The sequence below is a fragment of the Hydrogenophaga sp. genome, assembly GCF_030373225.1.
Lineage (GTDB): Bacteria > Pseudomonadota > Gammaproteobacteria > Burkholderiales > Burkholderiaceae_C > Hydrogenophaga.
Genome location: NZ_JAUCZG010000001.1, coordinates 148,076 through 164,391, shown reverse-complemented (window position 1 = coordinate 164,391; position 16,316 = coordinate 148,076). Strand labels below are relative to the sequence as shown.

Genomic DNA, 16,316 nt, shown 5'->3' with positions numbered 1-16,316 from the left:
CGATGCCGCCGCGTGGCCGACCCGCCGACACCAACCCCCTTCCACCCATGAAACCCTTCGTCCGCGACTCCTTGCTGCGCCAGCGCGCCCGCCTGCACGAGCTCGACGCCCTGCTCTCTGCGCCGGACGTGGTGGACAACATGGAGCGCTTCAAGACGCTCAGTCGCGAACACGCCGAGGCGTCTGTCGTGGTGGAGGTGTTCAACCGTTTCCTGCAACGCGAGGCCGATCTGGCCTCGGCCAGCGAGATGCTCGGCGACGCCGACATGGCCGAGATGGCGCAGGAAGAGATCGACACCGCGCAGGCAGACCTGGCCCGGCTCGACACGGAGCTTCAACAGTTGTTGCTGCCCAGGGACCCCGATGACGAGCGCAATGCCTTCGTGGAGATCCGTGCCGGCACGGGTGGCGACGAATCGGCGCTGTTCGCCGGCGATCTGGCCCGCCTCTACACCCGGTACGCCGAGCGCCAGGGCTGGCAGGTCGAGTCGGTGAGCGAGTCGCCCGGCGAGCTCGGCGGCTACAAGGAGGTGGTGCTGCGCATCGCCGGCCCTGGTGCCTATGGCCGGCTTCGCTTCGAGTCGGGCGGACACCGCGTGCAGCGCGTGCCGGCGACCGAAACGCAGGGCCGCATCCACACCAGTGCAGCCACCGTGGCCGTGATGCCCGAGCCCGACGAGACCGAAGCGGTGAAGCTCAACCCGAGCGAGCTGCGCATCGACACCTACCGCGCCAGCGGCGCCGGGGGCCAGCACATCAACAAGACCGACTCGGCGGTGCGCGTGACCCATCTGCCCACCGGCATCACCGCCGAATGCCAGGACGGCCGCAGCCAGCACAGCAACAAGGCCAAGGCACTGCAGGTGCTCACTGCACGGCTGCAGGAAAAGGACCGCAGCGAGCGAGCCGCGAAGGAAGCCGCCACCCGAAAAGGTCTGATCGGCAGTGGCGACCGCAGCGACCGCATCCGCACCTACAACTTCCCGCAAGGCCGCCTGACCGACCACCGCATCAACCTCACGCTGTACAAGGTGCTGCAGGTGATGGAGGGCGATCTGGACGAGGTGATCCACGCGCTGCAGGTGGCGCGTGGTGCCGAGCTGATGGCCGAGCTGGAGAGCGGCGCATGAACACCCCGGGGCCGGCCGCGTGACGCTGAAGGACGCGCTTGGACAGGCCACCGCCGCGGGCCTGGACCGCCTGGACGCGCAGATGCTCCTGCTGCTTGCCCTGCAACGCAGTCCCCACGACCGTGCCTGGCTCAGGGCGCACGACAGTGATGCGCTGCAAGCCGATGCGCAGGCGCGCCTGGACACGCTGGTGCAGCGGCGACAGCGTGGCGAACCCATGGCTTACCTGTGCGGCCATCAGGAATTCTTCGGCTTGCAACTTCAAGTGGACCCGCGCGTGCTGGTGCCCCGCCCGGATACCGAGACCCTGGTGGACTGGGCGCTGGACCTGCTGGACGAACCGTCAGGCGCTGCCCACGTGCTGGACCTGGGCACCGGCAGCGGCGCGATCGCGCTGGCCATCGCCTCGCAGCGGCCGCAGGCAACGGTGAGTGCCACCGACGCCAGCGAAGACGCCTTGTCGGTCGCCCGCGGCAATGCCTGGCGTCTGGGACTGCCCGTGCGGTTTCACGCCGGATCGTGGCTGGACGCCGTGCCCGGGCAGCGCTTCCATCTGATCGTCAGCAACCCGCCCTATGTCGCCGAGGGCGATCCGCACCTCGCCGCCCTGACACACGAGCCCTTGACCGCACTGACAGCCGGTGCCGACGGTCTGGACGACATCCGCAGGATCGTGGCCGGCGCACCGCAGGCCTTGCTGCCTGGTGGCTGGTTGCTGATCGAGCACGGGTTTGACCAGGCTGCAGCGGTCAGGGAGCTGCTTGAGAGCACCGGCTTCGCGCCGGTGAGCAGCCGCACGGACCTTGCGGCCATCGAAAGGTGCAGCGGCGGCCAATGGCCACAACAGCGATAATGCAGGCCGTTCCCGGGTCACGTCAGACCCATTCGCAGAAGGACCTTTCAGCCATGAGCGACGCCCAAACCCGAATCGACCAACTGGTCAAATCCAACGACATCGTGCTGTTCATGAAGGGGAACGCGAGCTTTCCCATGTGCGGCTTCTCCGGCCGCGCGATCCAGATCCTCAAGGCCTGCGGCGTCGAGACCAAGACCCTCAAGACCGTGAACGTGCTGGAAGACGAGGAAGTGCGCCATGGCATCAAGGAATACAGCAACTGGCCCACGATTCCCCAGCTCTACGTCAAGGGTGAGTTCGTCGGCGGCTCCGACATCATGATGGAGATGTACCAGTCGGGTGAGCTGCAGCAGGTCATCACCGGCCAGGCCTGAGTCCCGTCGACCCGGCAGGCAGCCACCTTCGGGTGGCTTTGTCGTTTCTGGCGCTTGAAATCCGCGCGGTTTCGCACGCAACCAAGGCGAAACGGCGGTCAACGGTGTTTTCGCGGGGCTTTTCGGTCTTCATGCCGGGCACAAGTTGTGCTTGAATGAATTCGCCACCGAACCTTCAAGGAGAACCGCATGAGCTCACGCAGCCTGGTCGCTTCACCCACCCTCGGACTGCCCATCGCCCAGATGCGCAGCGTGTTCAGCGCCGACGAGGTCGAGCGCAAGCTGGCCAAGCTGCAGGCCAGCGGCAACGAGCGCGAATACGAGGGCTTGCGAAACACCTGGCAACGCATGCTGGAACGCGGTCCACAGCGCTTCGCGGTCAAACCCTCCGGCGTGCCCGACATGGCTCCGCTCTATGACCTGCTGCCCAATTTCGGGGACGTGCTGGACGACGTGAAACGCCACGTGGCCCTGAGCCAGGACAGCCGCGACAGCCTGGAGGTCACGCCCATCCTGCTGCTCGGCCCGCCCGGTGTGGGCAAGACCCACTTTGCCAGACAGCTGGCCGAGTTGCTGGGCACCAGCATGAGTCTGGTGCCCATGAGTTCCATGACGGCAGGCTGGCTGCTGTCGGGCTCATCGTCGCAGTGGAAGGGCGCCAAGCCCGGCAAGGTGTTCGAGGCGCTGGTCGATGGCCAGTACGCCAACCCGGTGATCGTGGTGGACGAGATCGACAAGGCCAGCGCCGACGCCCAGTACGACCCGCTCGGCGCGCTCTACAGCCTGCTTGAGCACGACACGGCCCAGAACTTCGTGGACGAGTTCGCCGAAGTGCCGATCGATGCCAGCCAGGTGATCTGGGTCACCACCGCCAACGACGAGCGCCACATCCCGGAACCGATCCTCAACCGAATGAACGTGTTCGAGATTGCGCCACCCACGCCCCAAGCCGCGCGCAAGATCGCAGCCCACCTCTACCGCGGCATCCTGGGTGAGCACGACTGGGGGCAACGCTTCGACCCTGAGCCTTCCGACGACGTGCTGGACCAGCTGGCGGCGATGGCACCGCGCGAAATGCGCCGGGCCCTGGTCATGGCCTTTGGCAACGCGCGGCTGGACAACCGCTACCGCGTGGAACCGGACGACCTGCCCAAGGCTGGCGCGGGCAAGACACGCATCGGATTTCTGCAATAGGCGGTCACAGTCGGACCGGGAGCGCATTCAGGCGTCGGGGTGGGCCCAGTTTTTCGCCGCTGCGTACACCGCATTCGGATACTCGGCCCGACCGCGACTGCCGTTGTACCGCCCCAGCGCCATGAAGGTGTCGCCGCGTTCGCGGTCGAGGTAGTGGCGCAGGATCACGCAGCCAAAGCGCAGGTTGGTCTGCATGTTGAAGAGTCGGCTGGGATCGCCGTCACCGATCAGGCGTGACCAGAACGGCATGATCTGCATGTAACCCCGCGCCCCCACGCGAGAGATGGCGTATTTGCGGAATGCGCTCTCCACCTGGATCAAACCCAGCACCAAAGTGGTGTCGAGACCTGCGCGGCGCGACTCGTACCAGACGGTTTGCAGGAATTCGATGCGGGTCTGGGGCTCGGTCTTTCGCCTCTGCAACCGGCCACTGCTGGCGCCAAGCCAGCGCAGGTAGGCCAGGCGCTTTTCCGTGTCGGCAAATTCAGGCACGGGAGGTGCGCTGTTGGCGATGGCGGCGCTCAAGGCACCCCGCACCGAATCGGCCAGCGGCTCCTCGAGCTGGCCGCCGGCCCGTGCCCATGGAGACACCGAGCACAGGCCCAGCGACGCCGCCCCCAACAGGCAATCCCGGCGCGTCCAGGCCAGCGTCTTCATGCGCCGAGCTTGCCCTTCAGCAAGGCAAGCACATCGGCCAGGGCCACCTGGGTGGCCGCAGCATCGCGTCGGTGCTGGTACTCCACCTGACCGGACTTCAGACCCCGGTCACCGATGGTCACGCGGTGTGGCACCCCGATCAACTCCCAGTCGGCGAACATGGCGCCCGGGCGCTCGCCACGGTCATCGAGGATCACATCGATTCCCGCAGCCACGAGGTCTGCGTGCAGCTGCTCGGCGGCCAGTTTCACCTCGGGGCTTCGGTCCATGCCGATGGGACAGACCACCACCGTGAATGGCGCCAGTGCGTCGGGCCAGATGATCCCGCGCTCGTCGTGGTTTTGTTCGATGGCCGCCGCAGGCAGCCGGGTGATGCCGATGCCGTAGCAGCCCATTTCGAAGTGGGCAGGCTTGCCGTCTTCACCCAGAAAAGTGGCATTCATCGCACGGCTGTACTTGGTGCCCAGGTAGAACACGTGGCCCACCTCGATGCCTCGCTCGATGGCCAGCACGCCCTGGCCATCGGGGGACGCATCGCCCTCCACCACATTGCGCAGATCGGCCACGGCATCGGGCTCCGGCAGGTCGCGGCCCCAGTTCACCCCGGTCATGTGGAAGTCCGCCTCGTTGGCACCGCAGATCCAGTCGCCCATCACCGCCACTTCGCGATCCACCACCAGCTTCACGGGCTTGAGCAAGCCGATCGGGCCCAGGTAGCCCGGCCGGCAACCGAAGTGCTCCTCGATTTCGGGCACGCTGGCAAACCGGAACCCGGCGTCCAGGCCCGGCACCTTGTTCACCTTGACCTCGTTCATGTCGTGATCGCCTCGCAGCAACAACAGCCAGAGCTGACTTTTCGCCATGGCACCCTCGGCGTCAAGCGTGTCGGTGGCCAGCACCAGCGACTTCACCGTGGTGGCCAGAGGCACACCCAGCAGGGCGGCCACGTCGGCGCAGGTGCTCTTGCCCGGCGTCGGCGTTCTGACCATGGCGTTGCTTGCCGCCGGACGAGCCGCGGCAGGTGCCATGGCCTCGGCCTTCTCCATGTTCGCTGCGTAGTCGCTGTTCGGGCAATAAACGATGGCGTCTTCGCCCGTGGCGGCAATCACCTGGAACTCCTCACTCAGGTCGCCGCCGATGGCACCGCTGTCGGCCGCGACCGCCCGGTAGCGAAGACCGAAGCGATCGAAAATCCGACGGTAGGCAGCGGCCATGGTCTGGTAACTGATCTGGGCTGCGGCACCACTTCGATCAAAGCTGTAAGCATCCTTCATGATGAACTCGCGCCCGCGCATCAGGCCGAAACGGGGACGGCGCTCATCGCGGAACTTGGTCTGGATCTGGTAGAAATTCTTCGGCAGCTGTTTGTAGCTGCGCAACTCCTGGCGAGCAATGTCGGTCACGACCTCCTCGCTGGTGGGCTGGACCACGAAGTCGCGGTCGTGCCGGTCCTTGATGCGCAACAGCTCGGGACCCATCTTTTCGAAGCGGCCGGTTTCCTGCCACAACTCGGCCGGCTGAACCACCGGCATGGTCAGCTCCACCGCTCCAGCGCGGTTCATCTCCTCACGAACGATGGCCTCCACCTTGTGAATCACGCGCAGGCCCATGGGCATGTAGCTGTAGATCCCGGCGCCAAGCTTCTTGATCATGCCGGCACGCGTCATGAGCTGGTGGCTCACCACTTCGGCATCGGCCGGTGCTTCCTTTTGCGTGGAGATGAAGAACTGGGAGGCTTTCATGGGCTCAGCGCCGCCCGCAGGCAGCTGGTTGGGTTCAAGAAGGGAGGGGTTGCGAGCCGATATGCGAGACAAACCGACCCGGGTGAGCCAGATTCTGGGACGTCCCGCAGCGCTCAACGCTGCAACAGGTGTGTGATCACTTCGCAACTCGCATGGCGCGATGCATAATGAAGACAGTTTAAAAATTTGGGGTTGATTATGCTTGACAGAGAAGGCTTCAGGCCCAATGTCGGCATCATTCTGCTCAACCAGCGAAACCAGGTGTTCTGGGGCAAACGCATACGCTCACACTCCTGGCAGTTTCCGCAAGGTGGCATCGACAGAGGCGAGACACCCGAGCAGGCGATGTACCGCGAGTTGCACGAAGAAGTGGGCCTGATGCCCGAGCACGTGAACATCGTCGCCCGCACACGCGACTGGTTGCGCTATGAGGTGCCGGACCGCTTCATCCGTCGGGACGCCCGCGGACACTACAAAGGCCAGAAACAGATCTGGTATCTGTTGCGCCTGGTGGCACAAGACTGGAATCTGAACCTGCGCGCCACAAGCCATCCGGAGTTCGACGCATGGCGTTGGCACGACTATTGGGTGCCCTTGGACGTGGTGGTCGAATTCAAGCGTGGTGTCTACGAGATGGCCCTCACCGAGCTGTCGCGCTACCTGCCCAGAACCGACCATCGCAACCGTTTTTTGCGTGGAGGCTCCCGACTCCGCCAGGATGAGGGTGACGAGCCGGCCCACCCGCTGTGCGCTCCCATGGGGCTGGAATTGCCACCTGGCGCCAGCTTCGACCCTGATCCGCAAAACGACGGGCGCTTCGCGAACCTCCCCTTCAAATGAACCTTGTTTTTGATTTCGGCACAACGTGCCTGAGGGTGGTCTGCTCGGCTGCCATCGTTTGTGCGATTCCTGCCCTGGTCCATGCCCAGCCAACATCCTATGAAGACAAAACCTGGACCGAATCCGCCATCGCTCCACCAGATGCGTTCAGTACCGATACGCTGCAGTCGTTCGATGTGACGAACCAGTCCACCCTGCGGTACGGCATTGATCCGGGCAGCTTGAAGGTGGGCGAGGACGGTGTGGTTCGCTATGTGATGGTCGCACGCAGTTCCAGCGGGGCCATGAATGTGTTTTTTCAGGGTATCCGCTGCGCGTCCGGCGAAACCAAGACCTATGCCCACCTGAACGACAAACGCTCATGGATCATCAGCAACAATGCTGCGTGGCAGAGCTTGTCCTTCAGCGGTCCAACGCGTCCAGCCATGATGCTGGCCCGCCAGGGTGTGTGTGAGGGTCGCACGATCACGGGCAGCCCCCAGAAAATCCTCGCGACCTTGAAGACCGATCGAGCCCACGACCGCTGACCGACCCTCGCTCTGGTGCCTTCAGCTTCGCGCCAGCACGAGGTTGTCGCGGTGGATCATTTCGGGCTCGGCCGCATAGCCGAGCAAGCGCTCGAAATCGGTGGACGACTTGCGGCACAGCAGACGGGCTTCCGAGCTTGCATAGTTCGCCAGACCCCGGGCCACCTCGACTCCTCGGCCGTCGCGCACCGCAATCACGTCTCCCCTTGAGAAGTCACCGTCCACGCCGGTCATCCCGATCGGCAGCAGGCTCTTGCCCTCACCCACGATCTTGCCCACGGCGCCGTCGTCCACGACCACGGATCCGCGCAACTGCAAATGATCCGACATCCAGCGTTTGCGGGCCTGGTGCTTCGGCGTGTGGGCGATCAGACAGGTGCCGATCGCTTCACCCTCGCACAGACGAAGCAACACCTTCGGTTCGCGTCCCCAGGCGATCACCGTCGAGGCTCCAGACCCGGCGGCCCGCTTGGCTGCGAGGATCTTGGTGATCATGCCGCCCTTGCCGATGCCGCTGCCGGCGCCGCCCGCCATGGACTCCAGTCGTGGGTCGCCGGCACGCGCCTGGTGAACAAACTTTGCCGCAGGGTCGCGCCGGGGATCGGCCGTGTACAGACCCTTCTGATCCGTGAGGATCACAAGCACGTCGGCCTCCACCAGATTGGCCACCAGAGCACCCAAGGTGTCGTTGTCGCCAAACTTGATCTCGTCATTGACGACGGTATCGTTTTCGTTGATCACGGGTACCACGCCCAGCTGCAACAAGGTCAGCAAGGTTGAACGTGCGTTGAGATACCGTTCCCGGTCGGCCAGATCGGCGTGTGTGAGCAGCACCTGCGCACTGCCCACGCCGCATTCGCGCAACTTGGATTCGTACATCTGCACCAGACCCATTTGCCCGACGGCAGCGGCGGCCTGCAGCTCGTTGATTTCTTTGGGTCGGACTGTCCAGCCCAGGCGTTTCATGCCCTCAGCCACAGCTCCGCTGCTGACCATGATGAGTTCGCGACCTTCCTGCACCAACGCAGCCAACTGCTGGCTCCACTGGCCGATGGCCTCCTCATCAAGCCCTCGGCCCTCGTTGGTCACCAGCGAGGAGCCGACCTTGACCACGATGCGGCGTGCCTCCTTCACAAGGCCGCTGGCGTTCAGCGGCGTCGAACCATTGTTGTCTGCGAGGAGCATTGGCGGCAGCATTTGAAGTGGGCTGTCAATTGGGCAAGGGCGTGTCGAAGCGTGGATCGATATCCACCGGTGCCAACGTGGCCTGGTGAACCTTGGCGATGTGTTCGTAGATCTTCTGCACCAGAAACTCGCAACCCTCTCGCGTGAGGGCTGATATTTCGAACACCGGCCCTTTGTATTTCAAGCGTTTCACGATGTCCTTGACCCTGGCCTCGCGTTCGTCCAGCGGCACCATGTCCAGTTTGTTGAGCACCAGCCATCTCGGCTTTTCAAAAAGTGCCAGGTCGTACTTCTTGAGCTCGGCGATGATGGCCTTCGCTTGAACCACAGGATCGACTGCCTCATCGAACGGCGCTGCATCCACCATGTGGAGCAGCAGCCGGGTGCGCTGCAGATGGCGCAAGAACTGGTGACCGAGTCCTGCACCTTCGGACGCGCCTTCAATCAACCCGGGCACGTCGGCGACAACGAAGCTTTTTTCCGGAGCGACCCTCACGACGCCCAGGTTGGGATGAAGCGTCGTGAAAGGGTAGTCGGCGATCTTGGGGCGCGCGTTCGATATGGCTGAAATCAGGGTTGACTTGCCGGCATTCGGCATCCCGAGCAGGCCCACATCGGCCAGCACCTTGAGCTCCAGCTTCAAGGTACGCTTTTCGCCAGCCCAGCCCGGCGTTTTCTGCCGCGGCGCTCGGTTCGTCGAGCTTTTGTAATGCATGTTGCCGAAGCCACCGTCGCCGCCTTTGGCGATGGTCACCTGTTCACCAGGCTGCAACAACTCGTGCAGCACCTCACCCGTTTCAGCGTCCGCGATGATCGTGCCCACCGGCATTTTCAGCACGATGTCACCACCCTTCACACCGAACATGTCCGATCCCTTGCCATGTTCGCCGCGCTCGGCTTCAAAGCGGCGCGTGAAACGGAAGTCCACCAGGGTGTTCAGGCTCGCATCCGCAACGGCGTAAACATGCCCGCCTCGCCCGCCATCGCCACCATCCGGCCCGCCGAACTCCTTGTACTTCTCATGCCGGAAAGATGCGCAGCCGTTGCCGCCATCGCCCGCAGCGACATCGATGGTGGCTTCATCCACAAATTTCATGACATGCTTTCCAGGGACGCATCCCCACAAGAAATCCAAAACAAAAAGCCCGCTTGGGCGGGCCTTCTGCGTAGAACGCGTCTGCACTGAACAGACTTCGCCTGGACCATCTCGCCCGGCAAGGCCTGTGCAGACCCCCGTCAAACGGGGGTGATACTGACGGTCTGGCGGTTGAGTTCGCCCTTCACAGCGAACGACACGTGGCCATCCACCGTTGCAAAAATGGTGTGGTCCTTGCCCAGGCCAACGTTGATGCCGGGGTGGAACTTGGTGCCACGTTGGCGCACGATGATCGAGCCTGCGCTGACCAGTTCGCCGCCGAAAGCCTTCACGCCAAGCATCTTGGGCTTGGAATCGCGACCGTTTCGCGTTGAGCCGCCGCCTTTTTTCTGTGCCATGTTGACTTACTCCTCAGCCTGCGATCGAGGAGATCTGCAGTTCGGTGAAATTTTGACGGTGACCCTGGCGCTTCTGGTAGTGCTTGCGACGGCGCATCTTGAAGATGTGCACTTTGTCATGCCTGCCATGGGCCAACACCGTGACCGTGACCGTTGCGCCGGTAACCAAGGGAGTGCCAACCTTGATCTCGGTGCCGTTGCCGACAGCCAAAACCTGGTCAAACACGATCTCTTGGCCCACATCCGCAGCAATCTGTTCTACTTTAATTTTTTCACCAGCAGCAACACGATACTGTTTGCCACCGGTTTTTATGACCGCGTACATATGAACCTCTTGTAAAAATTCCACGAATGGAAACCCAGTGAATCCAATTTCACTGAGCCGGCGAGTCTAGCATGCGAAGCGCCGGATCACAAGAGAACGCCTGCCGGTGGGCCTCCATGATCCGGGCGCCCCGCAGCTCATCGAAGGCAGTTGCGTGGTTTCTATAATGCCTTGAGCCAGGCATCCACCACCACCCCTCTCCCGGCCCGAACCTTGACGATCCCATTCTCCAAACCTGGCAACCCCCTCGCATTGATCCAACCGGACATGCTCCGCGTTGACCAGGTGATCCATGAGCGGCTGACCACGGAGGTGCCGCTGGTCAGGGAAATTGCCCAGTACATCATCTCGGCCGGCGGGAAACGATTGCGCCCTGCCCTGCTGCTGATGTTGAGCGGATCAATCGGCAGTCAAAGCCCTCACCGGCACACTCTGGCGGCTGTCGTTGAGTTCATCCACACCGCCACCCTGCTTCATGATGATGTGGTGGACGAGTCCACGCTTCGTCGCGGGCGTGAAACGGCCAATGAGCGCTTCGGCAATGCTGCGAGCGTTCTTGTGGGCGATTTCCTTTATTCGAGAGCGTTCCAGATGATGGTCGATGTCAGCGACATGCGCGTCATGCAGGTGCTGTCGGATGCCACCAACGTGATCGCCGAGGGTGAGGTGCAGCAACTCATGAACATGTACGACGCCTCCATTGACGAGGCGGCCTACCTTCGGGTGATTCGATCCAAGACCGCCAAGCTGTTCGAAGCCAGTGCCCGACTTGCAGCCATCCTCGCCCTCGCAGACGGACCGACCGAGGCGCTTTGTGCCAGCTACGGACAGGCGCTCGGCACTGCCTTTCAGGTGATCGACGATGTGCTGGACTACGAAGGCAGCCCCGAGGAACTGGGGAAAAATCTGGGCGATGACCTTCGGGAGGGAAAAGTGACACTGCCCATCATTTGCGCTTTGCGAAAGGGCTCTGAAGCGCAAAGGCACCTGATCAAGCAGGCCATCGAACAAGGTGATGTCGCACACCTTGAAGACATCCGGACAATCATTCTCGACACCGGTGCGCTGAAAGAGGCGAGGGCAAGCGCGGACGCTGAAGCACAGCGTGCAATCGACGCAGCCAGGCAGCTCCCCGACAATGACTACAGCGCTGCTTTGCTACAATTGGCGGCGGATTTGTTGGGGCGCCGCACCTGACTTTCCGGGCGCTGGTGCGCCGTTTTTTGGGCCCAGCGGGTCAGTCGGGGTGTAGCTTAGCCAGGTAGAGCGCTACGTTCGGGACGTAGAGGCCGGAGGTTCGAATCCTCTCACCCCGACCAGGCTGTCTTCTCAAGTCCGGTGAGATTTTTGCCCGATGAACGGGTGCCTGGATACGACCGACGAAGACGACGCAACCTTGATACAACGCCGAGTGGCGTGAATCCGCATATTCAGCACAACTTGCCTCAATAGTGAGGGGCAAGTCGTTGATTTACGATAGATTACGGGCTTATGGCGTCTGTCGAATCTGTCACTCAGGAAAGTCCGTCCATGGCCCTGCCCGGCCTGGGCCGGGCATTGGTGTCGGCCGGAAAGCTGGGGCAAAAAGCCGCCGAGGAGTTGTATCGCAAGGCTCAGAGCGGTCGTTCCAGTTTCATCGCCGAACTCACGGGTTCTGGTGCGGTGTCCGCGGCCGATCTCGCCCACACCATGTCGGCGGCGTTCTCGGCGCCCTTGCTGGACCTTGATGCCATCGATGTGCAGCGCCTTCCCAGCGGCTTGCTTGATGCAAAAATCTGCTCGGACTACCGCATCGTTGTTCTGAGCAAGCGCAACAACCGTCTGATGGTGGCAACCGCGGATCCGGCAGACCAACAGGCCGCCGAAAAGATCAAGTTCGCCACACAAATGGGAGTGGACTGGGTCATTGCCGAGTACGACAAGCTCAGCAAACTGGTGGACGCGCAGACCACCAGCGTCGCCGAAACGATGGACAACATCATCGGCGGAGACTTCGAATTCGACGAAATGGCCACAGAGACCGTGGTCACCGACGCGAACGACAAGGCGTCGGAGGTCGATGACGCACCTGTCGTCAAGTTTCTCCACAAGATGCTGATCGACGCATTCAACATGCGCGCCTCCGACCTGCATTTTGAACCGTATGAGCACAACTACCGGGTTCGATTCCGGGTGGATGGCGAACTCAGGGAGATCGCGTCCCCACCGGTCGCCATCAAGGACAAGCTGGCTTCGCGCATCAAGGTGATTTCCCGCATGGACATCTCCGAAAAGCGGGTGCCACAGGATGGCAGGATGAAGCTCAAGATTGGTCCGGATCGAGTGATCGATTTCCGGGTGAGCACATTGCCCACCCTTTTCGGCGAAAAGATCGTCATCCGTATTCTTGATCCCAGCAGTGCAAAGGTGGGTATTGACGCACTCGGCTACGAACCGGAAGAAAAGGAACGGTTGATGGCGGCCATCGGGCGGCCCTACGGGATGGTGCTTGTGACCGGTCCGACAGGTTCGGGCAAGACGGTGTCGCTCTACACCTGCCTGAACATCCTGAACAAGCCCGGCATCAACATCTCCACTGCTGAGGATCCGTCCGAGATCAACCTGCCAGGAGTGAACCAGGTCAACGTGAACGAGAAGGCCGGGCTGACCTTTGCGGCTGCCCTGAAGGCATTCTTGCGCCAGGATCCAGACGTGATCATGGTCGGCGAGATCCGCGATCTGGAAACGGCCGACATTTCCATCAAGGCGGCCCAAACCGGCCACATGGTGCTGTCGACCTTGCACACCAACGATGCGCCGACCACGCTGACCCGGATGATGAACATGGGCATTCCCACGTTCAACATCGCTTCCAGCGTGATCCTGATCACCGCACAGCGACTCGCCCGACGCCTGTGTGGCGTCTGCAAGGCCCCTTTGGATGTGCCACGCAAAGCGCTGGTCGACGCAGGCTTCAAGGCAGAGGACCTTGACGGCACATGGACCCCCTACCGACCGGTAGGCTGTTCAGCCTGCAACAACGGCTACAAGGGTCGCGTCGGCATCTACCAGGTGATGCCGATCACCGAAGAAATTCAACGAATCATCCTGCGCGGTGGCAGCGCGCTGGACATTGCCCAGCAGGCCGGCAAGGAAGGCGTCCGCACGCTGCGCGAGTCCGGCCTTCTCAAGGTGAAGCTGGGCATGACTTCGCTGGAAGAGGTGCTCAGCGTCACCAACGAGTGACGCTGAGCCAGACACACGCCCGAGAGGACACCATGGCAACCGCTGCAACCAAGAGCATCAAAGACGTCGTTTTCGAGTGGGAAGGCAAGGATCGCAACGGCAAGACAGTTCGGGGAGAAACCCGCGCCGTGGGAGAGAACCAGGTGCTGGCAGCGCTGCGCCGACAGGGCATCATCCCGAGCAAGGTGAAAAAGCGCCGCATGAGTTCGGGCAAGCGCATCAGGCCCAAGGACATCGCGATTTTCACCCGCCAACTGGCCACCATGATGAAGGCCGGCGTTCCGTTGCTGCAGGCATTTGACATTGTCGGCCGCGGCAATCCGAATCCGAGCGTGACCAAACTGCTCAACGACATCCGCACCGATGTCGAGACCGGAACCTCACTGAGCGCTGCCTTCCGAAAGAATCCGCTGTACTTTGACAGCCTTTACTGCAACCTCATCGAGGCGGGTGAAGCGGCCGGTATCCTGGAAGAGTTGCTGGACCGCCTCGCGGTCTACATGGAGAAAACCGAGGCGCTCAAGTCAAAGATCAAGTCGGCGCTGATGTACCCCATCGCGGTGGTGATCGTGGCCTTCGTGGTGGTGGCCGTCATCATGATTTTCGTGATCCCCTCGTTCAAGGAGGTGTTCTCTTCGTTCGGGGCGGACCTTCCTGCCCCCACCCTGTTCGTCATCGGGTTGAGTGAATTTTTCATCGAGTATTGGTGGCTGATCTTCGGGGGTCTCGGTGGTGGCTTCTACTTTTTCATGCAGGCATGGCGCCGCAACGAAAAAGTGCAGCGCTTCATGGACCGGATCCTGTTGAAGCTGCCGATTTTTGGCATTCTCATCGAGAAGTCGGTCATCGCTCGCTGGACGAGGACACTTTCCACCATGTTCGCAGCAGGCGTGCCGCTGGTCGAGGCACTCGACTCGGTGGGTGGGGCTTCGGGCAACTCGGTTTATGCGATCGCCACTGAACGGATCCAGCAGGAAGTGTCCACTGGAACCAGCCTGACCAACGCGATGACCAATGCCAACATCTTCCCGTCGATGGTGTTGCAGATGTGCGCGATCGGCGAGGAGTCCGGCTCTATTGACCACATGCTCGGAAAGGCCGCAGACTTTTACGAAGCGGAGGTCGACGACATGGTGGCCGGCATCTCCAGCCTCATGGAGCCCATCATCATCGTGGTGCTCGGCACGGTCATCGGGGGCATTGTCGTGTCGATGTACCTCCCCATTTTCAAGCTGGGTCAGGTGGTTTGATGCTGGGTGCGGGTGCGCCCGAGGCGGCGCTGCTTGGGCTTCTCGGTTTGCTGGTGGGCAGTTTCCTCAACGTGGTGATTCACCGCCTGCCGAAGATGATGGAACTGCACTGGGCAGCCGAGTGTGCGGACATCCATACCGATCAGCATGCGGGTGACACCCCTGCCAAGCAGGCCGTCGAGACCTTCAACCTCATGGTTCCACGGTCCCGCTGCCCCCATTGCGGTCACCAGATCCGCTGGTTCGAGAACATTCCCGTTTTCAGTTACCTCGCCTTGCGCGGAAAGTGCAGTCAATGTTCTGCGCCGATCAGCCTGCGTTACCCGGCGGTGGAACTGACGTGTGCCGCGCTGTTTGCCTGGTGCGGATGGCGTTCGGGGGTCGGCTGGGAAGCACTCGCCTGGTGCGGTTTCTCGGCCTCGGTGTTGGCGCTGGCCTGTATCGACTGGGATACCACCCTGCTGCCCGACGACATCACGCTGCCGTTGTTGTGGGCAGGCCTTTGCGCCGCCGGATTGGGTGCGACCGACGCTACCCTGACAAACGCCTTGTGGGGTGCCGTGGGCGGCTACCTGTCGCTGTGGCTGGTGTATTGGGGTTTCAAGCTGACAACCGGAAAGGAAGGCATGGGCTACGGAGACTTCAAGCTCTTTGCCGCGTTCGGTGCCTGGTTCGGTTGGCAGGCCCTGGTCCCCATCATCCTCATGGCTTCCGTCATTGGAGCGGTGATCGGCATCGGTATCAAACTCAGGGGTGAACTGCGCGAGGGCGGTTATGTCCCGTTCGGACCCTTCCTCGCGCTGGCCGGACTGACCGCCATGATTTTCGGCCCGGCGGCCATTCTGGCCGCTGTGGGCTTGTGAACACCCGGGCCCCAACGTCGCAAGTGCTTCGGCTGGGACTCACCGGAGGCATCGGCAGCGGAAAAAGCACATTGGCACGCATGCTCGGGGAGCACGGCGCGGACCTGATCGATGCGGATGCCGTTGCACGGGCCTGCACCGCCTCTGGCGGTGCCGCCATGCCGGCCATCGCAGCCACATTCGGGCAGGTGTTCATCTCTGCCGACGGTGCCCTCGACAGAGCGCGCATGCGCGAGCATGTCTTTGCACAGCCCCAGGCGCGCAAGATGCTGGAGGACATCGTTCACCCCTTGGTCGCATCAGAGATCCGACGCCTCGCTGCGCAAGCGTCTTCGAGCGTGCTGATTTTCGATGTTCCACTTCTTGTGGAGTCGCGGCACTGGCGGTGGCAGCTTGACCGGGTGCTGGTGGTCGACTGCATGCCTGCAACCCAGGTTCGCAGGGTCCAGCAGCGCAATGGCTGGGATACCGACATGATCGAAGCGGTCATGCGCAACCAGAGCTCACGCGAGCAACGTTTGGCAGCTGCGGACTGTGTGGTGTTCAACGACACGGATGATCTGGACATCCTGCAACATCTGGCCAGCGTGATGGCGAAACGCTTCGGGCTATGATGAACGCCCACCCGCTGACCCGCCCTGCGAACCCACGCTG

At 62.3% G+C, this 16,316-nt stretch carries 17 protein-coding genes and 1 tRNA gene; 12 read left to right on the top strand and 6 right to left on the bottom strand.

The annotated features are described in order from the left end of the window. The first annotated feature begins 47 nt into the window (after positions 1–47). The 4 genes from prfA to QUV35_RS00820 all read left to right on the top strand — a co-directional run bounded on the left by prfA (position 48) and on the right by QUV35_RS00820 (position 3,554). On the top strand, positions 48–1,130 hold the full coding sequence (gene prfA / locus QUV35_RS00835) for a peptide chain release factor 1 (RefSeq protein ID WP_300870219.1): 1,083 nt from the start codon (positions 48–50) through the stop codon (positions 1,128–1,130). Positions 1,131–1,149: 19 nt separating this feature from the next. Then, positions 1,150–1,983: a peptide chain release factor N(5)-glutamine methyltransferase gene (gene prmC / locus QUV35_RS00830; protein ID WP_300870218.1), complete on the top strand. Its 834-nt coding sequence runs from the start codon at positions 1,150–1,152 to the stop codon at positions 1,981–1,983. Positions 1,984–2,036: 53 nt separating this feature from the next. Continuing rightward, complete coding sequence (gene grxD, locus QUV35_RS00825; RefSeq protein ID WP_300870217.1) at positions 2,037–2,360, top strand: Grx4 family monothiol glutaredoxin; 324 nt, start codon at positions 2,037–2,039, stop codon at positions 2,358–2,360. A 189-nt stretch (positions 2,361–2,549) separates the two neighbouring features. Further along, positions 2,550–3,554: an AAA family ATPase gene (locus QUV35_RS00820; RefSeq protein WP_300870216.1), complete on the top strand. Its 1,005-nt coding sequence runs from the start codon at positions 2,550–2,552 to the stop codon at positions 3,552–3,554. Between the two features lie 27 nt (positions 3,555–3,581). On the opposite strand, the gene QUV35_RS00815 is transcribed toward QUV35_RS00820, so the two are convergent. Continuing rightward, a complete protein-coding gene (locus QUV35_RS00815; RefSeq protein WP_300870215.1) occupies positions 3,582–4,211 on the bottom strand; it encodes a lytic transglycosylase domain-containing protein in 630 nt (209 codons plus the stop codon). Continuing rightward, positions 4,208–5,953 (bottom strand): proline--tRNA ligase, encoded by a 1,746-nt coding sequence (locus tag QUV35_RS00810; RefSeq protein ID WP_300870214.1) that lies wholly within the window; start codon positions 5,951–5,953, stop codon positions 4,208–4,210. The genes QUV35_RS00815 and QUV35_RS00810 overlap by 4 nt, the downstream gene beginning before the upstream one ends. A gap of 198 nt (positions 5,954–6,151) precedes the next feature. On the opposite strand from QUV35_RS00810, the gene QUV35_RS00805 reads away from it, so the two are divergent. Together QUV35_RS00805 and QUV35_RS00800 are read left to right on the top strand one after the other, a co-directional pair. Beyond that, positions 6,152–6,793: an RNA pyrophosphohydrolase gene (locus tag QUV35_RS00805; RefSeq protein ID WP_300870213.1), complete on the top strand. Its 642-nt coding sequence runs from the start codon at positions 6,152–6,154 to the stop codon at positions 6,791–6,793. Then, entirely contained in the window at positions 6,790–7,320 is a 531-nt protein-coding gene (locus QUV35_RS00800; protein ID WP_300870212.1) for a CNP1-like family protein, read from the top strand. Before QUV35_RS00805 ends, QUV35_RS00800 begins: the two co-directional genes overlap by 4 nt. 21 nt (positions 7,321–7,341) lie before the next feature. On the opposite strand, the gene proB is transcribed toward QUV35_RS00800, so the two are convergent. The 4 genes from proB to rplU form a co-directional block, all read right to left on the bottom strand. Continuing rightward, entirely contained in the window at positions 7,342–8,505 is a 1,164-nt protein-coding gene (proB, locus tag QUV35_RS00795) for a glutamate 5-kinase (protein ID WP_300870211.1), read from the bottom strand. Between the two features lie 25 nt (positions 8,506–8,530). Next, complete coding sequence (gene cgtA, locus QUV35_RS00790) at positions 8,531–9,601, bottom strand: Obg family GTPase CgtA (RefSeq protein WP_300870210.1); 1,071 nt, start codon at positions 9,599–9,601, stop codon at positions 8,531–8,533. 140 nt (positions 9,602–9,741) lie between these two features. Next, positions 9,742–9,999, bottom strand: a complete 258-nt coding sequence (rpmA, locus tag QUV35_RS00785) for a 50S ribosomal protein L27 (RefSeq protein ID WP_300870209.1) — start codon at positions 9,997–9,999, stop codon at positions 9,742–9,744. Between the two features lie 13 nt (positions 10,000–10,012). Then, positions 10,013–10,324, bottom strand: coding sequence for a 50S ribosomal protein L21 (gene rplU, locus QUV35_RS00780; RefSeq protein WP_300870208.1), 312 nt, complete (start codon positions 10,322–10,324; stop codon positions 10,013–10,015). Between the two features lie 267 nt (positions 10,325–10,591). Between rplU and QUV35_RS00775 the strand changes: the two genes are divergently transcribed. The 6 genes from QUV35_RS00775 to coaE all read left to right on the top strand — a co-directional run bounded on the left by QUV35_RS00775 (position 10,592) and on the right by coaE (position 16,276). Further along, the gene (locus tag QUV35_RS00775) at positions 10,592–11,521 is read left to right on the top strand and encodes a polyprenyl synthetase family protein (RefSeq protein ID WP_300870315.1); all 930 of its coding nucleotides are present in this window, start codon (positions 10,592–10,594) and stop codon (positions 11,519–11,521) included. 45 nt (positions 11,522–11,566) lie between these two features. After that, positions 11,567–11,643: transfer RNA gene (locus tag QUV35_RS00770), tRNA-Pro, on the top strand. A 172-nt stretch (positions 11,644–11,815) separates the two neighbouring features. Continuing rightward, positions 11,816–13,549, top strand: coding sequence for a type IV-A pilus assembly ATPase PilB (gene pilB, locus QUV35_RS00765; RefSeq protein ID WP_300870207.1), 1,734 nt, complete (start codon positions 11,816–11,818; stop codon positions 13,547–13,549). 32 nt (positions 13,550–13,581) lie between these two features. Continuing rightward, a complete protein-coding gene (locus QUV35_RS00760) occupies positions 13,582–14,799 on the top strand; it encodes a type II secretion system F family protein (RefSeq protein WP_300870206.1) in 1,218 nt (405 codons plus the stop codon). Further along, positions 14,799–15,662, top strand: a complete 864-nt coding sequence (locus QUV35_RS00755; protein ID WP_300870205.1) for an A24 family peptidase — start codon at positions 14,799–14,801, stop codon at positions 15,660–15,662. Before QUV35_RS00760 ends, QUV35_RS00755 begins: the two co-directional genes overlap by 1 nt. Continuing rightward, positions 15,659–16,276, top strand: a complete 618-nt coding sequence (gene coaE, locus QUV35_RS00750) for a dephospho-CoA kinase (RefSeq protein WP_300870204.1) — start codon at positions 15,659–15,661, stop codon at positions 16,274–16,276. Before QUV35_RS00755 ends, coaE begins: the two co-directional genes overlap by 4 nt. Positions 16,277–16,316: the final 40 nt, after the last annotated feature.